Source organism: Asticcacaulis sp., assembly GCA_024707255.1.
Lineage (GTDB): Bacteria > Pseudomonadota > Alphaproteobacteria > Caulobacterales > Caulobacteraceae > Asticcacaulis.
Map to the genome: position 1 here is coordinate 606161 of JANQAC010000002.1, position 20528 is coordinate 626688.

The 20528-nt window shown below is 59.8% G+C and carries 15 protein-coding genes and 1 pseudogene; 7 read left to right on the top strand and 9 right to left on the bottom strand.

All coding sequences use genetic code 11. The features are described 5' to 3' along the window. The first annotated feature begins 135 nt into the window (after positions 1–135). Both NVV72_14195 and NVV72_14200 read left to right on the top strand, forming a co-directional pair. Positions 136–801 (top strand): outer membrane beta-barrel protein, encoded by a 666-nt coding sequence (locus NVV72_14195; protein MCR6660426.1) that lies wholly within the window; start codon positions 136–138, stop codon positions 799–801. 141 nt (positions 802–942) lie between these two features. Then, on the top strand, positions 943–3060 hold the full coding sequence (locus NVV72_14200; GenBank protein MCR6660427.1) for an exo-alpha-sialidase: 2118 nt from the start codon (positions 943–945) through the stop codon (positions 3058–3060). Here NVV72_14200 and NVV72_14205 read toward each other — a convergent pair whose 3' ends face one another. From NVV72_14205 to NVV72_14220, 4 genes are read right to left on the bottom strand one after another with little or no spacing between them, the layout of a single operon-like run. Then, positions 3061–3594: a hypothetical protein gene (locus NVV72_14205; GenBank protein MCR6660428.1), complete on the bottom strand. Its 534-nt coding sequence runs from the start codon at positions 3592–3594 to the stop codon at positions 3061–3063. A 46-nt stretch (positions 3595–3640) separates the two neighbouring features. Continuing rightward, complete coding sequence (locus tag NVV72_14210) at positions 3641–5329, bottom strand: glycoside hydrolase family 43 protein (protein ID MCR6660429.1); 1689 nt, start codon at positions 5327–5329, stop codon at positions 3641–3643. A 2-nt stretch (positions 5330–5331) separates the two neighbouring features. After that, the gene (locus tag NVV72_14215) at positions 5332–6024 is read right to left on the bottom strand and encodes an endo-1,4-beta-xylanase (GenBank protein ID MCR6660430.1); all 693 of its coding nucleotides are present in this window, start codon (positions 6022–6024) and stop codon (positions 5332–5334) included. Then, complete coding sequence (locus NVV72_14220) at positions 5927–6439, bottom strand: endo-1,4-beta-xylanase (GenBank protein MCR6660431.1); 513 nt, start codon at positions 6437–6439, stop codon at positions 5927–5929. The genes NVV72_14215 and NVV72_14220 overlap by 98 nt, the downstream gene beginning before the upstream one ends. Before the next feature lie 124 nt (positions 6440–6563). Between NVV72_14220 and NVV72_14225 the strand changes: the two genes are divergently transcribed. From NVV72_14225 to NVV72_14235, 3 genes are read left to right on the top strand one after another with little or no spacing between them, the layout of a single operon-like run. Continuing rightward, positions 6564–8957, top strand: a complete 2394-nt coding sequence (locus NVV72_14225) for a glycoside hydrolase family 3 C-terminal domain-containing protein (GenBank protein ID MCR6660432.1) — start codon at positions 6564–6566, stop codon at positions 8955–8957. A 17-nt stretch (positions 8958–8974) separates the two neighbouring features. Further along, complete coding sequence (locus NVV72_14230) at positions 8975–9802, top strand: GDSL-type esterase/lipase family protein (protein MCR6660433.1); 828 nt, start codon at positions 8975–8977, stop codon at positions 9800–9802. A 48-nt stretch (positions 9803–9850) separates the two neighbouring features. Further along, a complete protein-coding gene (locus tag NVV72_14235) occupies positions 9851–12406 on the top strand; it encodes a glycosyl hydrolase 115 family protein (GenBank protein MCR6660434.1) in 2556 nt (851 codons plus the stop codon). On the opposite strand, the pseudogene NVV72_14240 reads toward NVV72_14235, so the two are convergent. From NVV72_14240 to NVV72_14255, 4 genes and pseudogenes are all read right to left on the bottom strand, one after another. Continuing rightward, a pseudogene (locus NVV72_14240) lies at positions 12403–13694 on the bottom strand (EAL domain-containing protein). The gene NVV72_14235 and the pseudogene NVV72_14240 overlap by 4 nt on opposite strands. A 108-nt stretch (positions 13695–13802) precedes the next feature. Then, positions 13803–14297, bottom strand: a complete 495-nt coding sequence (locus NVV72_14245) for a response regulator (GenBank protein MCR6660435.1) — start codon at positions 14295–14297, stop codon at positions 13803–13805. 130 nt (positions 14298–14427) lie between these two features. Then, on the bottom strand, positions 14428–15288 hold the full coding sequence (locus NVV72_14250; GenBank protein MCR6660436.1) for a M23 family metallopeptidase: 861 nt from the start codon (positions 15286–15288) through the stop codon (positions 14428–14430). Continuing rightward, positions 15267–15482, bottom strand: a complete 216-nt coding sequence (locus NVV72_14255; GenBank protein MCR6660437.1) for a DUF2093 domain-containing protein — start codon at positions 15480–15482, stop codon at positions 15267–15269. The genes NVV72_14250 and NVV72_14255 overlap by 22 nt, the downstream gene beginning before the upstream one ends. Here NVV72_14255 and NVV72_14260 point away from each other — a divergent pair. Continuing rightward, a complete protein-coding gene (locus NVV72_14260; GenBank protein ID MCR6660438.1) occupies positions 15471–16727 on the top strand; it encodes an alpha/beta hydrolase-fold protein in 1257 nt (418 codons plus the stop codon). The genes NVV72_14255 and NVV72_14260 overlap by 12 nt on opposite strands. Here the strand turns inward: NVV72_14260 and xseA are convergent. Continuing rightward, positions 16724–18316, bottom strand: a complete 1593-nt coding sequence (xseA, locus tag NVV72_14265; GenBank protein ID MCR6660439.1) for an exodeoxyribonuclease VII large subunit — start codon at positions 18314–18316, stop codon at positions 16724–16726. The two genes, NVV72_14260 and xseA, sit on opposite strands and share 4 nt — an antisense overlap. A gap of 131 nt (positions 18317–18447) precedes the next feature. On the opposite strand from xseA, the gene NVV72_14270 reads away from it, so the two are divergent. Then, a complete protein-coding gene (locus NVV72_14270; protein MCR6660440.1) occupies positions 18448–20520 on the top strand; it encodes an ATP-binding protein in 2073 nt (690 codons plus the stop codon). The last annotated feature ends 8 nt before the right edge of the window (positions 20521–20528 follow it).

Sequence of the window (20528 nt, forward strand, 5' to 3'; positions counted from 1 at the left end):
GTCTTTGTCATAACGTCAGGATAACATATTCTGTAGATTTGTACGCCTGCGACAGCCTGACGCGCGGCAGGATGCGCAGGTTATCCATATAAAAATTATGGATATATGGACGCCATCACCTCAGCAAGAAGGAACATGGCTGTCATGACACGTAATCTCAAACTTATCGCCGCTGTAGGCGCACTTGCCCTGGTCGCCACTGCCGGCGTCACCCACGCGGCCGATTACACACCCAAGCAGAAAGGCACCTTCATCGTCGCCGCTCGTGTGACTACTGTGGCACCCGATGAAAACGGGGACATTAAAACGGCGGCGGGCATCGCTTCCGGCCTCAGTGTCGCTGTCAATAACAGCACCGTGCCGACGCTCGGCTTCAGTTATTTCTTCACCGATCATGTGGCGGTCGAAGGCATTCTCGGCACTTCGAAGCACCAGATCAAGGCCGTGGGGCCGTCGACCGATGTCGAGGTTCATGAAACCTGGGTGCTGCCGCCGGTGGTGACCCTGCAATATCACTTCAATCCGACCGGCAAGGTCAGCCCCTATGTCGGCGCCGGCGTCAACTATATGGACTGGTATGGCGGCAAGGATCAGAACGGTTTCAAGGTGCGGCTGAAGAGCGGCGCCGGCACGGCGCTCCAGGCCGGTGTCGATGTGGCGCTGCAAGGGCCGTGGTCGCTCAATCTCGACGTCAAGAAAGTCTTCTACAAGACCGACGCTAAGATCAATGACGGCGCGCTGGTCTCCAAGGTCAAGCTTGATCCCGTGGTCGCTTCCGTGGGCATTGCCTACCGCTTCTGATCCATTTCCTGAGTGTCCCCCGACTGCGGCGGTCCTGTTCGAGCAGGCCGCCGCTTTTTTATGGATAAAGCGAAATTCATCTGACAAAACATCGTGGATAGCGCTAACATGATGTCGAACCATAATAATCAGGAGCAGGAAATGACGGGCAAACGTCTTTGGGCGGCGATTCTGGCAGGCACCTTGATCTCTCTGGGTGGTCTGGCGCGGGCCGAATCCTATGACTGGAAGACCGTCCCGTTCGAGGGCGGCGGCTTTGTCGATGGCTTTCTCTATCACCCGAAAACGCCCGGCATCCTTTATGCCCGCACTGATGTCGGCGGCATGTATCGCTTCGACTATGCGCGTAAAAGCTGGGTTCCCCTGATGGATAGCTTCGGCCGGGACGACTGGGACTGTTTCGGCATTATGACCATGGCGGTCGATCCGAACAACCCGGACCGGCTCTATGCCACTTGCGGGCTTTATCTCAGCGACCGTGTGCCGGATGGCGCGGTGGTGCGTTCGGAGGATCGTGGCACGACCTGGCAGGTCACACGCCTGCCGGGCATCAAGCTCGGCGGCAATGCCATGGGCCGGGGCACCGGCGAACGCCTCGAGGTCGATCCGGCGGATGGCAATACTCTGTGGCTTGGCACCAATCAGGATGGCCTGTGGGTCAGTCATGATCGCGGCCGGAGCTTTACGCGCTCGGCTTACGTGCAAAAGTCGGTGACGGCGGTGCTGATCAGCGGGCAGACGATCTATGCCGGTTCCGGCGAGGTGGGGGAAGGGCTGTTCCGCAGTATAGATGGCGGCAAGACTTTCGCCGCCGTGCCAGGCTCGCCAAAGATGATCCCGCACCAGATGGCGATGGGGCAGGACGGTACGCTCTATGCCACCTTCAGCGATAATCTCGGCCCGCATGGTGTGACTGATGGCGCGGTCTGGAAGCTGAAAGGCGATACCTGGACCGACATCACCCCGGCCAAGCCTTCCAAAGAGACGCCCTTCGGCTATTCCGGCCTCGATCTGCAGGGCGGCCTGCTGGTGGTCTCGACCTCAGATCGTTACAGCGGCAGCGGTGATGACCTCTATGTCAGCCGCGATGGCGGGACGCACTGGACGCCGGTCGGGCCGCAGGCATCGCACGATGTAACGGGGCATCCGTGGCTGATCGATTATATGGGCGGTGACGACAAGGATGCCGTAGCCCGCAAACATATGGGTCACTGGATGGATGCGGTGAAGATCAATCCGTTCAATCCGAAAGAATTGCTCTACGGCACCGGCTACGGCGTCTGGATGACGGAAAACCTCGATGCACTGGGCGGTGAGAAGAAGATTGAATTCGCCTTTGAAAACAATAATCTCGAAGAAACGGTTATATTAGGACTTGAGAGCCCGCCCGAAGGACCGAAGGTGCTGGTGGCGGCGGGCGATGTCGCCGGTTCGGCCTTCCCCGACCTGACTAAGACGCCCTCGCATGGCCTGTTTTCACCGACCAACAAGACCAACCAAAGCGTGGCCTTTGCTGCGCGGAAACCCAATATTATCGTCCGCAGCGTCGATGCCGAGGACGTGCATGGCTATATCTCGACCGATGGTGCCGAAACCTGGATCGCGCTGAATCCACCGCCGCCCCTGGCCACGACCGACTGGCATAATCATCGCGCCGGCAAGCTGGTGGTTTCGAGCCAGGGTACGAATCTTGTTTGGGTGCCTGAAAATGAAGGCGCCTGGTATTCGGGCGATCTCGGCAAAACCTGGGCGCTTTCGTCTGGCTGGCCGAAGGCGGAACGCGGCCAGGAAGCCATTGCCGACCCGGTCAATGACGCAGTGTTTTATGCGTTCGATCGCCGCACGGGCCGGGTGTTGGTCAGCCGGGATTCAGGCGCATCATTCGCGCCGCTTTACGCGCTTGCGGCAGGTGAGGGGCAGTTGCGCGCCGTGCCTGGCCGCGAAGGCGATCTGTGGCTGGCGGCGGGTACTGTGCTCAATCATGGAGAGGCGGTGATATCCGGCATCGATGCCGCATGGCAGGTGACTTTTGGCAAGCCAGCGCCGGGGCATGACTATCCGGCGGTCTTCTTGTGGGGCCAGGTAAAGGGCGAAGAGGGCCTGTGGCGCTCGGATGATACGGGCACCAACTGGACGCGCATCAATGACGACGCGCATCGGTTTGGCCGGATGCGCGCCATTGCCGGCGATCCGCGTGAATACGGTACGCTGTACATATCGCCGGACGGACGCGGGACCATCGTGGGCCGGATGAAATAATTACGCCATACTCATATTGAGGATGAAGGCGGGGCCGAGATAGATGGTCTGCTTGCCGGTATTGAGGTGGATGGTCATGGCGGCGGTATTCGGCGCATGGTCCTCGGCGGCGGTAAATTCGAGGGTCTGCATCTGCCAGTCTGTACCCACGCTGATCGCTTTTTCGCCGAAGGAATTATAAGGCGGCGAACTGACCTGCATCCGCATATTGAGATTGACCGGCGCATTATCTGCCGTTTTCGTGCGCACCCAGACGGCGGCGACGATCTTGTCGCCCTTGGTGATCTTGCCGGTGATCGGGCTTTCGGCGGCGGCATCCCACGGATTGCCACCGGTGCCGGCGATCTTGATCTCCATGGCCTGACCGCCTTGAACCTTGTCGTCCTTCACGCGCTTGTTGGTCTGGGCCGCGCCGTAGATGTTCCAGGCGCCCGGTTCGTTGATCAGCTTTTTGGAAATGTCGTCCTGCGCGAAGGCACGAGAGGCAAAGGCGGTGGCGCAGACAGCACCCATCAGAAGATGGCGACGGTTCATAGGTTTCTCCCGGATAATATTGTTATTATCCGGGAGATTACATCAATTACGGCCTTTTTCCATAGGCATAGGGGCCGATAAGCGTGCCGACAAAGCCGCCAGCCTTGTCTGTTGACAGATTTGTCACATCGACATCCGCGGCTATTGTCGTGCCCTTGCCGTAGCTGAAGGTGGCACGGCCGGCCTTAATGTCGGCCTTGAGGGTTACCGGCCCTATGGGCGCAGGCTGGGAAGCGATGACCACACCTTCCAGTGGATCACTGCGTCCAGAACGGCGCGTGACTTCCAGCACCGTTTTGCCGTTACGCATGGCCAAACCGTAGAAGATATAGAAGTCGTCGTTCTGGACGGCCAATATGCCGGCGCGGTCGCCTTCCTTAAGCGGTCGGTAATTGACCACGGTGCTGAAGGTGGCGTTCACATGCTTCTGGCGCAGGCCGATAAAGGCGGGGTGCGACTGCACATCGCCGATGGCCTCCGGCAGGGCGGTCAGGCCGACCGTTTCGTCATTGAAAACGGTCAGGAAGTCGCTCTTCGGCGTGCGGATTTGCAGCCAGTCGAGCGGCATGGCGCCGCCATAGCTGTAGCCGAAATGGTGTGAATAGCGGGTATAGTGCGGTTCCTGCACCTGGCCAGGCAGGTTCGGCAGATCGACCGCCGCCGGAATCGGCACGCCCTTGGGCAGGATGATCGGCCAGGCGATGCCTTGATTATCCTTTTGCCAGCTTACCGGCAGCATGAAGGTTTCGCGACCGGTATTGTAGAGATTGCCCTCATAGGGCTGGACGGCCAGGAAGATGGCGTGCCAGTCGCCGTTTGGCGTCTGCACCAGGTCGGCGTGACCGGCGGACGTAATGGGCATGGGCCGCGCCGGATCTAGGTCGCGCTGGGTCAGTATGGGATTGCCGGCATAGGGCACATATGGTCCGCCTACCTTATCGGAACTCAGGATCACTTCCGAATGATTGACCGAGGTGCCGCCTTCCGCCGCCATCAGATAATAGCGGCCATCCACCTTGTAGATGTGCGGCCCTTCGATCCAGACCGGTTTTTTTGAGATATCAACGCCGCCGTTGACGACGACATGCTTCTCGCCGACCATCTGCATCCTGGCGGGGTCGAATTGCTGGATCCAGATGGCACGGTGGCCTTCATAGAGCGGCTGGCCTTCCGGCGCATCGTTCCAGACGATCCATGCCTTGTCGTCATCGTCCCAGAAGATCGACGGATCTATGCCGCCGAAGGGCAGCCAGACCGGATCAGACCACGGACCGGCGGGGTCTTTCGCTGTGATGACGAAGTTGCCGCCGCAATCGACGCAGGTGTTGATGATGTAGAACAGGCCGTCATGGTGGCTGATGGCGGGGGCGAACACGCCGCGGGAAGTGGCCAGGCCGGAGAAGTCAAGCATTCCCGGCCGGTCGATGGCATTGCCGATCTGTTTCCAGTGGACGAGGTCGCGCGATTTCCACACCGGAATGCCGGGATAATAGGCGAAGCTCGAATTGATCAGGTAATAATCATCACCCACGCGGGTGATGCTGGGATCGGGATAGAAGCCCGGCAGGATCGGGTTTTCATATTGCGGTCTGGTGAGTTTCGCCAGGCCTGGGGTTTCGCTGTCCAGGCGGATATCGGAAAAGACAGCCTGGCCGGGTTGCGGCGCCGGTGTTTGCGGCAAGGTAGCGCAGGCGGAAAGAACGAGAAGCGCTACGGCGGGGAGAAGGGCCTTCATTGTTACCGCTCCGGCGCAGTAAGGAAAGCCGCGGCGATGGCGTCATAAAGCGGCTTGGGCTTGAAATTGGCATCGAACGGTGTCGGACGCAGGGGCAGGCCATCCTTGCGCGGCGTAAATTCCTGAAGCCAGTTGTACGGGTCCGGCATCCCCCAGAACAGCACATCCTTCGTCTGCTTATAGCTCAGCATCTGGTCGAGATAGATTCGGCCGACCGTGGCAATGATGGCGTCGCGCTGCTCGATGTCGCCGGTGGGGATGGTCTGGTCGTCGACATCGAATTCGGTGATCAGCAGATCGAGATCAAGCGACACGACCTCGTCGAGGAAGTCCTTCCACTGATTGACCTGACCGGCCATCAGATCGAAGCCGTTGCCGATATGGGATTGTACGCCAAGCGCATCGATCGGCACATGATTGTCGCGGAACCAGTGCAGCAGCTTGAGCACGCCCTTGCGGTGGTTTTCGTTGCCGGCTTCCCAACTCATGTAGTCGTTATAGACCAGTTGCGTCTTGGGCAGGTGCTCGCGGGTGGCCTCGAAGGCGATGCGCATCGTGTCCATGCCGAGCACGCGCGAGAAGGCATTGTCACGGACTTCACCGGTTTTGGGATCGATGGTCTCGTTGACCACATCCCACGAGGTCAGCCGCTCGCCATAGTGGTTGGCTACGGTGGCGATATAGTCGCGCAGCATCTTTTTCGGCCTCGGCCTTGCCGGAAAATTTATAATCTATCAGCCATTTAGGGGTGAATTCGTCGCGCGCCCAGAAGAGATTATGGCCGCGCATGGCGATGTGGTTGGTTTCGGCGAAAGCCAGCAATTCGTCGGCCGGCTTGAAGTTGTAGTCCGTCGGGTTTTTGTTATGCGTGACATACATCTTCAGCTCGTTTTCCGGCACGATGATGTTGCATTCGCGGATGACCAGATCGCGGACCTTCGGATCGGCATACATCTTCATGCCGATGGCGGTGCCGAAGCGCAGGCCCTTGGCGGCAGCTAAATCCTTCAGCGGCGTGATCGCTTCATTGGAGAAGGCGGGCAGGGCAGCGAGAGCGCCCGCGGCAGCGCCGGCAACCATGGCAGCGCGTCTTGTAACATTTTGGCTCATGACATTTTCCCTGTTGAATTTTATTCTGTTAGCGCTAACAGTGTCATCGTTCAATTCCGCCGTCAAGCGCGGCAGCGGCCTTCGTAAATGGAAGTGCCGACCATAGAAAAACAGGGATGAAGTTATGAAGTCTGCGACCCCCGTCGTCACCCGCCGCCTGTTCGGCGCCTCGACCATTGCCCTGACCGCCGCCACGGCCACAGGTGCATTGGCGAAGGTAAAGGAAACCCTGCCTTACAAAAACCCCGGCCTGTCCACCGAAGCGCGCGTTGCCGATCTGCTCGGTCGCATGACGCTGGAGGAAAAGGTCGCCCAGATGGAATGCGTCTGGCAGAAGAAGGGTGATATTCAGGACCCTGACGGCAAGTTCAATCCGAAAAAGGCGTCGCAGGTATGGCCAAATGGCCTCGGCATGGTGGCGCGCCCGTCCGACCAGCAGGGCCTGGCCACCACGACCGGCGCGGGCGATTCCGGCGCCGTGGGCAACCGCGATGCCTTCAATACCGCTACACACGTCAACGCCATGCAGAAGTGGGCGGTCGAAGAGACGCGACTTGGCATTCCGATGATCATGCACGAGGAAGCGCTGCATGGCTATGTCGCCAAGGATGCCACCTCCTTCCCGCAGGCCATTGGCCTGGCCTCGTCGTTCGATCCGGACATGGCCACGAAAATCTTCTCGGTTGCCGCCCGTGAAATGCGCGCCCGCGGCGCCAATTTTGCGCTTGCGCCTGTGGTTGATGTCGCGCGTGAACCGCGCTGGGGCCGTATCGAGGAAACCTACGGCGAAGACCCTCATCTCTGCGGCGCCATGGGCAAGGCGGCCGTGATCGGCTTCCAGGGCGAGACCCTGCCTCTGGCCGGGGACAAGGTGTTCGCCACCCTGAAGCACATGACCGGCCACGGTCAGCCGGAAAACGGCACCAATGTCGGGCCCGCTGAAGTGTCCGAACGTACCCTGCGTGAGGACTTCTTCCCGCCGTTCGAGAAGATCGTCAGGGAAACCAATATCCGCGCCGTCATGCCCTCCTATAACGAGATCGACGGTGTGCCTTCCCATGCCAACAAGTGGCTGCTGACCACCATCCTGCGCGACGAGTGGGGCTTCAAGGGCGTTACGGTCTCCGACTATTTCGCTATCAATGAAATGATCACCCGCCATCATCTGGTACCGAACACGACCGAGGCGGCTTTCCGCGCCTTCAAGGCGGGTGTCGATATCGAGACGCCGGACAACCAGACCTATGGCAACCTGATCGACCTGGTGAAGGCCGGGCGCATCTCGGAAGAAGAGATCAATACGGTGGTGGCGCGCATCCTCGAAATGAAGTTCCAGTCGGGCCTGTTCGAAAATCCGTATGTCGACGCCAAAAAGGCCGACAGCCTGACCGCCACCTCTGACGCCGTGGCGCTCGCCCGCGAAGCTGCCACGAAGTCAGTGGTGCTGCTGAAGAATAACGGGGTGCTGCCACTCGAAGCCAAAAAGCTAGGCAAGTTGTTGGTGCTCGGCACCCACGCGAAGGACACGCCGATCGGCGGCTATTCCGACAAGCCACGCCATGTCGTTTCCGTCCTCGAAGGCCTGCAGGCCGAGGGCAAGGCCGGAGGTTTCTCCGTGGCCTATAGTGAAGGCGTGCGCCTGACCGAACAGCGTATCTGGGGCCAGGACGTGATCAATTTCACGCCGGATGAGGTCAATGACAAGCTGATTGCCGATGCCGTCGAAGCCGCCAAATCGGCCGATACCATTGTCATGGTGCTGGGCGACAACGAGCAGACCTCACGTGAAGCCTGGGCGGATAATCACATGGGCGACCGCCAGTCGCTTGACCTGATCGGCCGCCAGAATGATCTTGCCGCGCAGATTTTCGCGCTTGGCAAGCCGACCGTGGTCCTGCTGCTAAATGGTCGTCCGCTGTCGGTCAACCTGCTCAATGAAAAGGCCGACGCCCTGATCGAGGGCTGGTATATGGGCCAGGAAACCGGCTGGGCTGCCGCCGACATCCTCTTCGGCCGGGCCAATCCGGGGGGCAAACTGCCGGTATCGATCGCGCGCAATGTCGGTCAACTGCCGATCTTCTATAATTACAAGCCGACGGCCCGCCGTGGCTATCTCGATGGCACCACGTCTCCGCTGTTCCCATTCGGCTACGGACTTTCCTACACCACCTTCGATATTTCGGCCCCGAAGCTGGAAAAAGACACCATCGGCACGGCGGATAGCGTGACTGTCTCAGTCGAAGTGAAGAATACCGGTGCGTTCAAGGGCGATGAAGTGGTTCAGCTCTATATCCGTGACGATGTTTCCTCCGTCACGCGTCCGGTCAAGGAGCTGAAGGGTTTCAAGCGTATCACCCTGGAACCTGGCGCCAGCCAGACCGTCAGCTTCACCATCACCCCGGCCGAGCTGCAATTCTACAATATGGATATGCAGCGCGTTGTTGAGCCGGGCACCTTTACGATTTCCGTCGGACCCAATAGTGTAGACCTGAAGACGGCGACCCTGACGGTCGCCTGAGCAGGGGAATACGGATTATGACGGATATCAGGCGGCGCCATATGCTTACCGGGGCGCTGGCGGGCGGGGCCATGCTGGCGACGGCAACGGCCGCCACTGCGCAGAACAAGGGGCAGCCCAATGCGGAATCGCAGGTCATACAGGCGGCGCTGCAGGATTATAACGATCCGGCAACGCTGACTGTCCAGCCGGTGGGCACCGACTGGGCACAGCTTCGCCGCTATCACCTGGCGAATGCCGATGTTCTTCAACAGCCCGAAACCGCGCGCAAGGTCGTCATGATGGGCGATTCCATCACCGATGGCTGGCCGGGGCAATCCGGCACGCTGTATGCCGATAACGGCCTGGTCGGGCGCGGCATCGGCGGGCAGGTCTCGGCGCAGATGCTGGTCCGCTTCATGGCCGATGTGGTGGCCCTGCGCCCGAAAGCCGTGCATATTATGGCCGGCACCAATGATATCGCGCAGAACCAGGATCCGTATGATCCGGTGGCCACAACCAACAACCTGCAAGCCATGGCGAACCTCGCCAGCGTCTACGGCATCAAGGTCATCATGGCCAGCGTGCCGCCGGCGGATCACTTCCCGTGGAAGATGGAAGTCGGCAATCCGGTCGAAAAAGATCAAGGCTCTGAACGAATGGATCAAATCGGTCTGTTCGGCGCAGAACTATATCTTCGTCGATTACTGGCCGGCCCTGGCGCTCGACAACGGCGCCATGCGGACCGAATTCAGCGCCGATGGCGTCCATCCCAATGCCCAGGCCTATGCCGCCATGGCGCCCTATACCCTGGCCGCCATCGCTGCGGCCCTGGCATGATGATCGGCCAGCATAGAAGCAAATGAACAGCCTGCTACAGGAAGTTGAAGCGATTTATGCACGGCGATAGGATCATGAAGCAGATTTGGCTGGCTGTTGTTATTTGGGCGGTTTTTCCGGCGGGCGCCCTGGCTTGTGAGGGACCGGTGTTGGTGTGCGATGGCGTATCGGCGGCGAGTTTCGCTCTGATCAAGGGGGGCAAGCCGGCCACCGTCTATGTTGATGCGCAGGCCCCCCGGCCGGTGCAGCGCGTGGCCGAGGATTTCGCCGCCGACCTGGAGCGCGTATCGGGTGTGCATCCGGCGGTGGTGCATGATCTCAAGGACGTGACCGGCCCAGTGGTGGCGATCGCCGAACAGGGCCATTCAGGCCTGGTCGATGATTTGGAAAATCAACGATTGATCGACGGCCGCGATATCGGCGGGCGATGGGAAGCTTATCAGCAATCAGTGGTCGATACCGGTCACGGCAAGGTGCTGCTGATCATGGGCGCCGATACGCGGGGAGCGATTTACGGCACCTATGATCTGTCAGCGAAGATGGGCGTATCGCCGTGGTACTGGTGGGCCGATGTGCCGGTGGTGAAAAAGAGCGACCTGTATGTAACGGCGGGCTCGCGTATTGACGCACCGAAGGTGAAATACCGCGGTTTCTTCATCAATGACGAGGAACCGGCCTTCGGCGGCTGGGCGCGGGAAAAATTCGGCGGCATCAATCATGAGCTTTATGGCCACGTATTCGAGCTGGAGCTGCGGCTGAAGGGTAATTATCTGTGGCCGGCCATGTGGGGGAAGGCCTTTTCTGATGACGATCCATTGAATCAGCAGACGGCTGCCGACTACGGCATCGTCATGGGCACCTCACACCATGAGCCGATGACGCGGGCGCAGGAGGAATGGCACCGGCACCAGGAGGGCGGCGTCACCGGCGGCAAGTGGGATTACACCACTAATGCCGAAAACCTGCGCACCTTCTGGCGCGGCGGCATCGAACGGTTGAAAGCCGGCAAGTTCGAGAATGTCGTCACGGTCGGGATGCGCGGCGATGGCGACGAGCCGATGAGCGAAGGCACGGCTACACATTTGCTTGAAGGGATTGTGACGGATCAGCGGAAAATCATCACCGATGTCACCGGCAAACCGGCCGATCAGACGCCGCAGGTCTGGGCGCTCTACAAAGAGGTGCAGGACTATTACGACCACGGCATGAAGGTGCCGGATGACGTCACCCTGCTGTTTTCCGATGACAACTGGGGCCAGATAAGGCGCTTGCCGGAACCGGGCAAAGCGCGTCCGGGCGGCTATGGCGTCTATTACCATTTCGATTATGTCGGCGGGCCGCGCAATTACAAATGGATCAATACCAACCAGATTGAGAAGACCTGGCAACAGATGGACCTGGCCTATGACAGCGGCGCAGATCGTCTGTGGATCGTCAATGTCGGCGATATCAAGCCGATGGAATTCCCGCTGTCCTTCTTCATGGATATGGCGTGGAACCCGCAGGCGATGACGCCGGAAGCCTTACAGGCTTATCCGGCGAAATGGGCCGGCCAGCAGTTCGGTCAGGCACATGCGGCGGAGATTGGTGACATACTGACGCGTTACAGCCAGTATAATGCGCGCAAGAAGCCGGAGCTGATCACGGCGGACAGTTTTGATATCGGCAGCCTGTCCTATATGGAGCAGGATTATGGTGTTCTGGCGCAGCGCGCCCAGGCGCTTGGCAAAGCCCTGCCGGCTAATGCACAAGACGCTTATTTCCAGCTTGTCGAATATCCGACGGTGGCCAGCGCCAATCTCTATAGCCTTTATTACAACACCGCGCTTAATCATCTGGCGGCCATGGAAGGCAGTCCGCGCGCCAATCTTCTGGCCGATATTGTGGAGAAAAAGTTCCAGACCGACAAGGATCTGGCGGCGCAATATAACACCCTTGGCGATGGCAAATGGAACCACATGATGGACCAGACCCACATCGGCTATGACAACTGGCAACAGCCGGAAGTCCAGGTTCTGCCGAAGCTGATCCGTGTGGCTGAAAAGGGAAAGCCGGCGCACTATGCTTATAAAAGCGATCGCCTCTATCTGCGTCCCTCAGCTTCAACTAAGGGCGAATTTGTCGAAAGTGAAGGCGCCATCGCCATAGACGCCGAACATTTCGCCCGCAAGACCGAGGCGGCGGGTCTGCATTGGCAAGTCATCCCTGAACTGGGACGAACCCTGTCATCGGTCGTCTCTCTGCCTCAGGCTGCGGCTTCGACATCTGTTGGCGACATGGCGCTGGAATATGATTTCAAGCTTGCCAAAGAGGTCGATGTCACGCTCAATCTGTATCTGGCGCCGACGCTGGATACGCAAGGCGAAGGGGGATTGCGTATCGCCGTCACGATCGATGACCGGCCCGCACAAACCCTGACCTTCGACCTCAGGCCCGACACGCCGCAATGGACCCAGGCGGTCAAGGATAATATCCTCATCCTGCCGACGGCATTCAATAGTCTTAAGCCCGGCAAGCATACGATCAAGGTGTTCCGCATTGATGACAATGTGGTGCTGGAACGACTGGTGCTCGATACCGGCGGGTTGAAACCGTCCTATCTTGGCCCGCCCGAAAGTGCCGCCAATTAAGCCCGGCGGCGGCCCTGTTGCGGCAGGGTCGACTTGATAAAGCCGGCGGGCGGATCGGTCTCGGCCAGCACCTGTTCCTTGATGGCGCGCGGTTCGCCGAACAGATGGCCCTGGGCATAGCCGATCTCGATATCGAGAATATCGACCACCTGCTTTTCGCTTTCGACCTTCTCGGCAATGACTTCGATGCCGTAGCGCGCCAGCAGGCCGGCATAGTCGCCGGCATGGATGTCCTTCAGGAACTTCATCGCCGGCTTGCCTTCGACTTCGAGCAGTTGTTCGAGCAGCAGATTGGCGCCGATCTTGACATAGCGCACGTCGGAGCGGTGCAGATCCTGCAAATCGAAATCGATGCTGACGACCTTGTCGAGCGAGAAGCGGAAGCCGAGATCGGCCAGCTTAGCCATGTTGCGCGCTTCGACCGACCCGCGCGTGGCGAAAGCGTCCTGACCCAGCTCAAATATCAACGAACCGGCGAGGTCGCGGTTTTCATTGAGGAATTCGAGAAATTGCGGGAAGAAGGTCTCGTCGCGCAGGGAGGTCAGCGAGATATTGCAGAAGATGCCGATACGGCGGTCCTGCTTGGCCAGGCGACGGACGATCTGCACGCAACGGAACAGCAGCAGGTTGTCGATCGAGGGCACAAGCCCTTCGGCATCGGCGACATTGAGATATTCGGCCGGCATCAGCACGCGGCCGGTGGCATCACGCAGACGCGAGAACGATTCGTAGAAGATGGTCTTGCGCTGGGGCAGGGAGACGACCGGCTGGAGATAGAGATCGACGCGGTTGGCGATCAGCGCCTCTCGAATGGTCTCGATCAGGGCGGGGCACGGGCTTCCTTGGCATTCATCGCCGGCGTGCCGCGCAAGGGCACGACCGTGGCGGCGGGCGCCGCCTGCCAGGAATTGAGGCGGTCCTCGATGCTTTCGCCCAGCTTCATCACCAGGTCTTCCAGCATTTTCACTTCCGAGGTCAGTTCCTCGGAACGTGAGGTGCGCTGGTTCTGGACGCGATCGGCCAGTTCGAGCATGTCCTTCTGGGTTGAATCGATGGCATCGACCATCAGGCGATGAGCATCACGGACGTTTTCGACGTCGCGCAGGATGCGGCGCTCGGCCAGTTGCTGCGAGGCATAGGCATGAAAGGAGAGGCAGACCCCAAGCGTGCCGGCGAGAACTGCCAGGGCCGTGCCGAAATCGGAGCCGCCGTTCCAGACCATGGCGGCGAGGCTCAGGCCCACCAGAATATAGGTCAGAACAAGAATAGCCGGGGTGAACTTGCCCATAATGGTCCCATTTCGCAGGATGCGGCACACAGAATCGCCAGCCTGACTATGGGATGATTCAAGTCACTCGCCTAGTGGGCGTTAAGATTTACTAACAGAAGATTAAAGTTAATAGGCGCCGTCGGTACTGCGGCGGTAGGGGCCGGCGTAATTCTGATCGCCGGACCGGCGGCGGTCGGGGCCGAAATAGGTCTTGCAGCGGATAAAGGGGCGTGGCCGCATGATGACGGAATCGAGCCGGCCGAGAAGGGCGCGGGCGGTCAGGGGCTTGACGATGAATTCATTGACGCCGGCATCGCGCGCCTGGATAACGCGCGAGCGTTCGGAATGGCCGGTGATCATGATGATCGGCAGGTAAGGATTGGACGAATCCGCCGAATTGCGCAGCAGGCGGGTGAATTCGACACCATCGATCGGGTTCATGTTGAAATCGACCAGGGCGATATCGGCCGGATACTGGCGCAGCATGTCCAGCCCCTCAGCGCCATCGCGCGCCTCGCGCACATTGCGGATGCCCGTGCCCTTGAGGATGGCGGTGACGATGGAGCGCATGTGCTGATTGTCTTCGATCAGCAGGATTTTCAGACTACTGTAATCGGCCATATGCTCGGATTGTCGCTGTGGAAGGCAGGCGGGCCTTATAGAGTGTTGTTATGAGCAACGCATAGGCCCGTTGCGCGAAATATTCAAATATTTCCGACAGAATAATTCGCTGTGGTAAATGGGTGACGGCCTACCCGACCATAAGGCCCTGAGTCATAAGACTGGGGTCCATGTGGCGCTCGCCCCATTTCAGTCGCCAGCACAGATGCGGGCCGGTGGCGCGGCCGCGATCGCCCACCAGGCCGATCAACTGCCCCTGGATCAGTCGGTCGCCTTTACTGACCAGTACGCGTGACTGATGAAGGTACATCGAGATCACGCCCTGGCCGTGATCGATAAAGGTCAGTCCGCCTTCGTAGAACAGGTCCGGTTCGGCGAGCACCACCAGACCGCCCTGCGGCGCATAGATCGGGGTGCCGATGGGGGCGGCCATGTCAAAGCCGTAGTGCGGGCTCTTGGGGACGCCATTGAGGATGCGCTGATTGCCGAAACGCCCTGAAACGATGAAGTTTTTCAGCGGCCAAATAAAGCCGCTCTTGAAGCTGTCATCGCTGTCGCGGCTGGCGAAGGCGACCGCCTTCAGTGCGGCATCATGCTTGATGCGTTCAAAGACTTCGGGGGCCTGGGGCGTTACGGTTTCCGGCGGCAGGCCATCGACCCGCTGGGTGTCGTAGGTCTGGGGGGCGATGTTTACGGTAGCGGTCTGGGTGTCGGTGGCGGTTCGCAATTCGATGCGGCAGGTGGCGGGGGAATCGCGGTCGAAGCCGACATAGAACCAGCCATCGGCGGAGGCTGTCCCCTGGAGGACGCCGTCCACCCAGAGTTCGGCATTGGGAGCGGAGCGGCCGACGCAATAGCCGCTCTGAATAAAGCGGCCTTTAAGCCCGAAAGGATCAGGGGCCTGGGCGTGCGCAAGAGAACCAAGACCGCCAAGCAGGACGGTTGCACCGGTTAAAAGTATGCGGCGGTTCAGCGCTGAAGGCTTTTCCAAGCTTGAGTGGCCTCCTCCGGGCCGGCATAGGCTTCCTGGGTGCGCGGATTCCAGTATTTCAGCGCCTCCAGCGGGATCTGCCGGCCGGAAACGGCGCAGAGCACGAACTTGCCGGGACGCATGATGGTGTAGTCGCCATCACCATAATGGACGATGGCCTGACCAGGCAGCGGAGAGGGCGTATGCATATTCATATCGCCAACATAGGCCGGGCGAGAGGAAGGATCAAGGCGGGCCTTGTCAAAAATAAGCTGTATTTGAATGATGATATTTGTGCGCAATGGTTGCGGCAGGGGGAAATAAACGTGCGTCTGTTTGTCTTTATATGCGGCCTGTTTATGGGAATGTCTTGTTTCACCATCGCAAATGCGCAGCCCCAGAAGATATCGCGTGTCCTTCCCCTGTGTCAGGCCGCTTCAGCCATGGACGCGGGATGTTTCGCAACCGTTGATTTCGATGCACAGACCGCGGCTGATCACTTGGGTGCGAAAAACCTTGCTTACTGGATCGAAGGGACCACTCTGCGTATTGTCGCGCGGGGAAATGGAGACCTTGCGCCTGATCTGTGCTGCACGTTTCAGGACCGCATGCAGCTATTAGCGGGGACACCTCAGGGACTTTGGGGGCTGCAATACAATCTGCCTTACATCGATGAGTCTGTACTGAATCTGTCTTTGCTGGTTGATATGCGGGCGGTCGAAAGCCTTGATTATCATGGTCCCAAGGCCCCGGAAGCAACCAGGGTGGAAACGCTTAAGGGGCGAACAGAAACCATGGAGATCGACAGCCGGAACCTGGGGCAAAAGCGCAATATCACCATCTATACACCGCCTGCGCCGCCACCTGCGGATGGGTATCCGGTTGTTTATATGGCGGATAATTCGGTTGATGCCTTTGCGCCGATCGTCGAGAAACTCATAGTTGATGGCCTTGTCCGGCCAGTCTTGCTGGTTGGCATGGATAACGGCGGTGCTGCGCGTAATAATGAATATGTACCGAATGCACATTTCGATCTCCAAGCCTATAGGCGGCACGAAGCTTTTGTTCTCAATGAAGTCATGCCGTTAGCCGAAAACCGTTTCCATGCCAGCCTCAAGGCGGTTGACAGAATGACCTATGGCTTTTCTAGCGGTGGTGCGTGGGCCTTGTCGTTTGGTGTGACGCACCATGATCTATTCGATCAGGTCAGCGCTTTTGCGGTCGCTGGTAGCCCGAAGCAGGATTATGGTTTCGCGGCGGCAAAAGGCCAGACCCTTTATTTGGGCGCCGGTGCCTATGATTATTTCAACAAACAGACCTCAGTCTTCTGCAAACAGGCACGTCAGGCAGGGCTGACCTGCCATTACCTGACCATCTATTCCGGGCACGACCCGGCTATGTGGGAGCAAGGACTGATTGGCGCCCTTCAAGGCGCCTTTCCGGCAAAGTCGAAGCCCTAAAACAGGCTGCCCTGATCGGGACCGGCCGGTTTGGGGCGTGGTGGTGCGGATTTTGGTGGCGCTTTGGCGGACGGCGGTGTGTTGCCAGTGCCCGCCGTGACATCGAGGGTCTGGTCGCCCTTGAAGGTCAGAACCAGGGCGTCGCCGGCGGACACGCCCGCTGGTGATTTGACCAGGGCGCCGTCGGGCCGGTTAACGCGGGCAAAGCCGAGATCGAGTGGGCGGTCGGGGTTTAGGCTGAGGCGTAATTGCTCAAGTCTTTGAAGGCGTTCCTGTCTTTGCCTCAGATCGCGCGCGAAGGCTTCCAAGAGGCGTCGAGAGAGGTCCGGCAGGCGTTCGCCGCTGCGTTTGACCGTCCGGTTCAGGGCGTCATCCATGCGTCTTGTCAGGTCCGGCAGACGGGCGTGGCTGGTGGCCGGGGTCACGCGGCGCCCGACCGCCAGATCGAGACGCGCGGCGAGTTGGCCCAGGTGCGTGCGCTTTAGCTGCACCTCGCGTTCCAGCAAGGCCGGCGCGAAACGCCCGGAGAGGCGGGCATAGGCCGTCTGGTGCAGGTTGAGGTTTTGCAGCAGGCCGCCGCCGAGGCGATGGGCCACATAGTCAAGCCGTTGCTGGGCCGTATTGATCAGATCAAGCGGCTTCGGCAGGGTGCGGGCCAGCAGGGCCACGCGCTCGCGGCGGGTTTCCAGCAGCCGTGCCATCGTGCCCTGGCGTCGGCGTTCGAGATCGGCGGTGAAGGCGCGCAATTCGCCCAGCACCGGCGTCGCCATTTCAGCCGCGCCGGTGGGGGTAGGCGCGCGGCGGTCGCTGACATAGTCGATCAGGGTGGTGTCGGTCTCGTGGCCGACCGCCGAGATGACCGGGATGGTGCAGGCGGCCACGGCGCGCGCCAGATCTTCGCTGTTGAAGGCCCACAGGTCTTCGACCGAGCCGCCGCCGCGCGCCACGATGATGACGTCCGGACGCGGCAAGGCGGGGTCAGTGTGGAAGCCGCGCAGGGCGTTGATTACCTGCGGGGCGGCGGCATCGCCCTGGACGATCACCGGCCAGACGATGACGCGGCATGGCCAGCGGTCGCGGATACGGTGCAGGATGTCGCGGATGACGGCACCGGTCGGCGAGGTGATGACGCCGATGGTGCGCGGCGCATAGGGCAGGGGCTTTTTCCGCGCCGGATCGAACAGGCCCTCGCCGTGCAGCTTTTTCTTTAGGCGGTCAAGCTGGGCCAGCAGGGCGCCGACGCCAGCCACCTCCATCGCCTCGATGACGATCTGGTATTTTGACGACGCCGGGAAGGTGGTGATCTTGCCAGTGACGATAACTTCCAGGCCGTGTTCCGGCTGGGCCTGCAAGCGGCTGACATTACCCTTCCAGATGACGCCGTCGATCGCCGCCTTGTCATCCTTGATCGTCAGGTAGACGTGGCCGGAGGCATGGCGCGTGACCTTGGAGATTTCGCCGCGCAGGCGGACGTGGTCATAGGTGGTTTCCAGCGTGCGCTTCAGCGCGCCGGCCAGTTCGGACACCGAATAGGCTGGAACGTTACTTGGGGCATTTGTCGATTCGGAGGGAAGCAGGTCATTAGCCATGCAGGCATCTTAGCGTAATTTTTGGTCCGGCCCCAGTTTTGCGGCTCTAATCGTTTTTTATCCACAAATGTTTAGGCTTTCTTCAGGGGCTCAACTTAAGGTGAGTCTTACAATAAGCAGGACAGAGCGCCATGCGCCGCACAGTGCCCTTGGCTGAGGAGGCCGGCCGCCACGCCGTTTTTCATCAGCCGGATATATTTGAAGCGGAGCCGGATTCGGGCTTCGATCATCTGACCGCCCTGGCGGCGGATATCTTTGGTGCGCCGATTGTCCTGATTTCGCTGGTGGATGGCGAACGCCACAGCTTCGTGACCGCCCGCGGCATCGACCTGCGTTCGGTGCCGGCGGAAATTTCGTTCTGCGAACACACTCTGCGGTCGGGCGGCCTGATGGTCGTGCCGGATGCAATGGCCGATCCGCGCTTTTCCGGTAATCCCTTCGTGACGCACGGGCCGGCGGTGCGATTCTATGCCGGCCAGCCCCTGCATTACGAGGGCGTGCAAATCGGCACCTTTTGCATCCTCGATACGGTGGCGCGCCATGACTTTGACGCGGTCCAGGCCAGCCGCCTGCAAAAACTGGCCGCCAGTGTCTCCGATATGCTGGCCCTGCGGCGCAGCGGCGCGGCGAAGAAGGCGGCGATCCGCCGGTTGCAGGAAACGCAGCGCAAGCTGGAACTGATGGAGGAGGTGGCCGGGGTCGGCTACTGGCATATCCATGCGCCGACCGGGGAGTGCTTCTGGTCACGCGGCGTCTATGCCATTCACGGCCTGAAACGCGACAGCTACCAGCCCCAGATAGATACGGCGATCCGCCTGTTCCATCCGGATGACCAGGCGGCGGTGGAAATCTGCGTGCGCCAGGCCATGGCAAACGGCGAGGACTTCACCTTCGAGCATCGCCTGATGCGCGCCGATGGCGAGGAACGCATCGTCTATTCCAAAGGCGGTGTCGAGTTTTCCGAAGACGGAAAACCGGAATATATCTTTGGCATTCTTCAGGACATAACCGAGCAGGCGCATCTCGAAGACACCCTGCGCACAGCAAAGGAAACGGCGGAAGCCTTTGTCATGGCCAAGTCGGATTTTCTGTCCAATATGAGCCATGAAATCCGCACGCCGCTGACGACCATCCTGGGCTACGCTACGCTTTTAAACAGCGTGACGGACATGCCGAAGGATGCGCGCCACTATATCGGCCGTATCAACAAGGCGGGCGAAGCCTTGCTGAGCCTGATCACCGATATTCTCGACTTCTCCAAGCTGGAAGCCGGGCAGGTGCGGCTCGATCCGCAACCGGCGAATATACGCAGCCTGGCGTCCGATATCGTCGATCAGTTCGCGGTACTTGGTGAAACGCGCGATATCGATGTTGTTTGCGACCATGATCCAAACATGCCGGACTGGCTGCTGCTGGATGATGTGCGCCTGCGCCAGGTTTTCTATAATCTGGTCGGCAATGCCTTCAAGTTCACGCAGAACGGCCGGGTGGTGGTGTCTGCCGCCCTGCCGGAAAAGGGGCGTCTGCGCGTCGAGGTGCGGGATAACGGGCCAGGCATTCCCTATGACCAGCAGCCGCACCTCTTCACGCGCTTCAATCAGATCGACAACAGCATCAGCCGCAAATATGGCGGTTCCGGCCTGGGTCTTTCCATCTGTCACGAGATTATCAAGCTGATGCAGGGGCGGATCGGGATCGACTCCGTGCCGGGCGAAGGCGCCTGCTTCTGGTTCGAGATACCGGTCAGCGAAGCCGCAGCCCCGGCGCCGGTTGTGAGCGCCAACGACCTGAAGCCGGTCTTCCTGGAGGACCGCAAGGTGCTGATCGTTGACGATCACCCGATCAACCGCGAACTGATCCGCCTGCTGATGACCGATTCCGGGCTGGAAATCCATGAGGTCTGCGATGGCGAGGCAGCGCTTGAAATATGCCAGCGCATCAGGTTCGACCTGATCTTCATGGATATCCAGATGCCGGTGCTGGATGGCATAGCCGCCACGCGCACCCTGCGCGAGGGGCGTGGGCTCAATGCGGAAACGGCGATCGTGGCGCTCAGCGCCGCCGCTCAGACCAAGCTTTCGGACGATACCCGCGGTCATGGTTTCAACCATGTCCTGACCAAGCCGATCGACATGCCGCAGTTTTTCAACACGCTTCATGCCTGCCTTGAAGGCACGGTGACGCCCTATCGGCTGGCGGGCTGAGACTTTTT

What these genes read in the sequence shown, in the direction of transcription:
- NVV72_14195 (MCR6660426.1), top strand. Translation starts at nt 136, where the DNA reads ATGGCTGTCATGACACGTAATCTCAAACTTATCGCCGCTGTAGGCGCA.
- NVV72_14200 (MCR6660427.1), top strand. Translation starts at nt 943, where the DNA reads ATGACGGGCAAACGTCTTTGGGCGGCGATTCTGGCAGGCACCTTGATC.
- NVV72_14205 (MCR6660428.1), bottom strand. Translation starts at nt 3,594, where the DNA reads ATGAACCGTCGCCATCTTCTGATGGGTGCTGTCTGCGCCACCGCCTTT.
- NVV72_14210 (MCR6660429.1), bottom strand. Translation starts at nt 5,329, where the DNA reads ATGAAGGCCCTTCTCCCCGCCGTAGCGCTTCTCGTTCTTTCCGCCTGC.
- NVV72_14215 (MCR6660430.1), bottom strand. Translation starts at nt 6,024, where the DNA reads ATGCTGCGCGACTATATCGCCACCGTAGCCAACCACTATGGCGAGCGG.
- NVV72_14220 (MCR6660431.1), bottom strand. Translation starts at nt 6,439, where the DNA reads ATGAGCCAAAATGTTACAAGACGCGCTGCCATGGTTGCCGGCGCTGCC.
- NVV72_14225 (MCR6660432.1), top strand. Translation starts at nt 6,564, where the DNA reads ATGAAGTCTGCGACCCCCGTCGTCACCCGCCGCCTGTTCGGCGCCTCG.
- NVV72_14230 (MCR6660433.1), top strand. Translation starts at nt 8,975, where the DNA reads ATGACGGATATCAGGCGGCGCCATATGCTTACCGGGGCGCTGGCGGGC.
- NVV72_14235 (MCR6660434.1), top strand. Translation starts at nt 9,851, where the DNA reads ATGAAGCAGATTTGGCTGGCTGTTGTTATTTGGGCGGTTTTTCCGGCG.
- NVV72_14245 (MCR6660435.1), bottom strand. Translation starts at nt 14,297, where the DNA reads ATGGCCGATTACAGTAGTCTGAAAATCCTGCTGATCGAAGACAATCAG.
- NVV72_14260 (MCR6660438.1), top strand. Translation starts at nt 15,471, where the DNA reads ATGCATATTCATATCGCCAACATAGGCCGGGCGAGAGGAAGGATCAAG.
- NVV72_14255 (MCR6660437.1), bottom strand. Translation starts at nt 15,482, where the DNA reads ATGAATATGCATACGCCCTCTCCGCTGCCTGGTCAGGCCATCGTCCAT.
- xseA (MCR6660439.1), bottom strand. Translation starts at nt 18,316, where the DNA reads ATGGCTAATGACCTGCTTCCCTCCGAATCGACAAATGCCCCAAGTAAC.
- NVV72_14270 (MCR6660440.1), top strand. Translation starts at nt 18,448, where the DNA reads ATGCGCCGCACAGTGCCCTTGGCTGAGGAGGCCGGCCGCCACGCCGTT.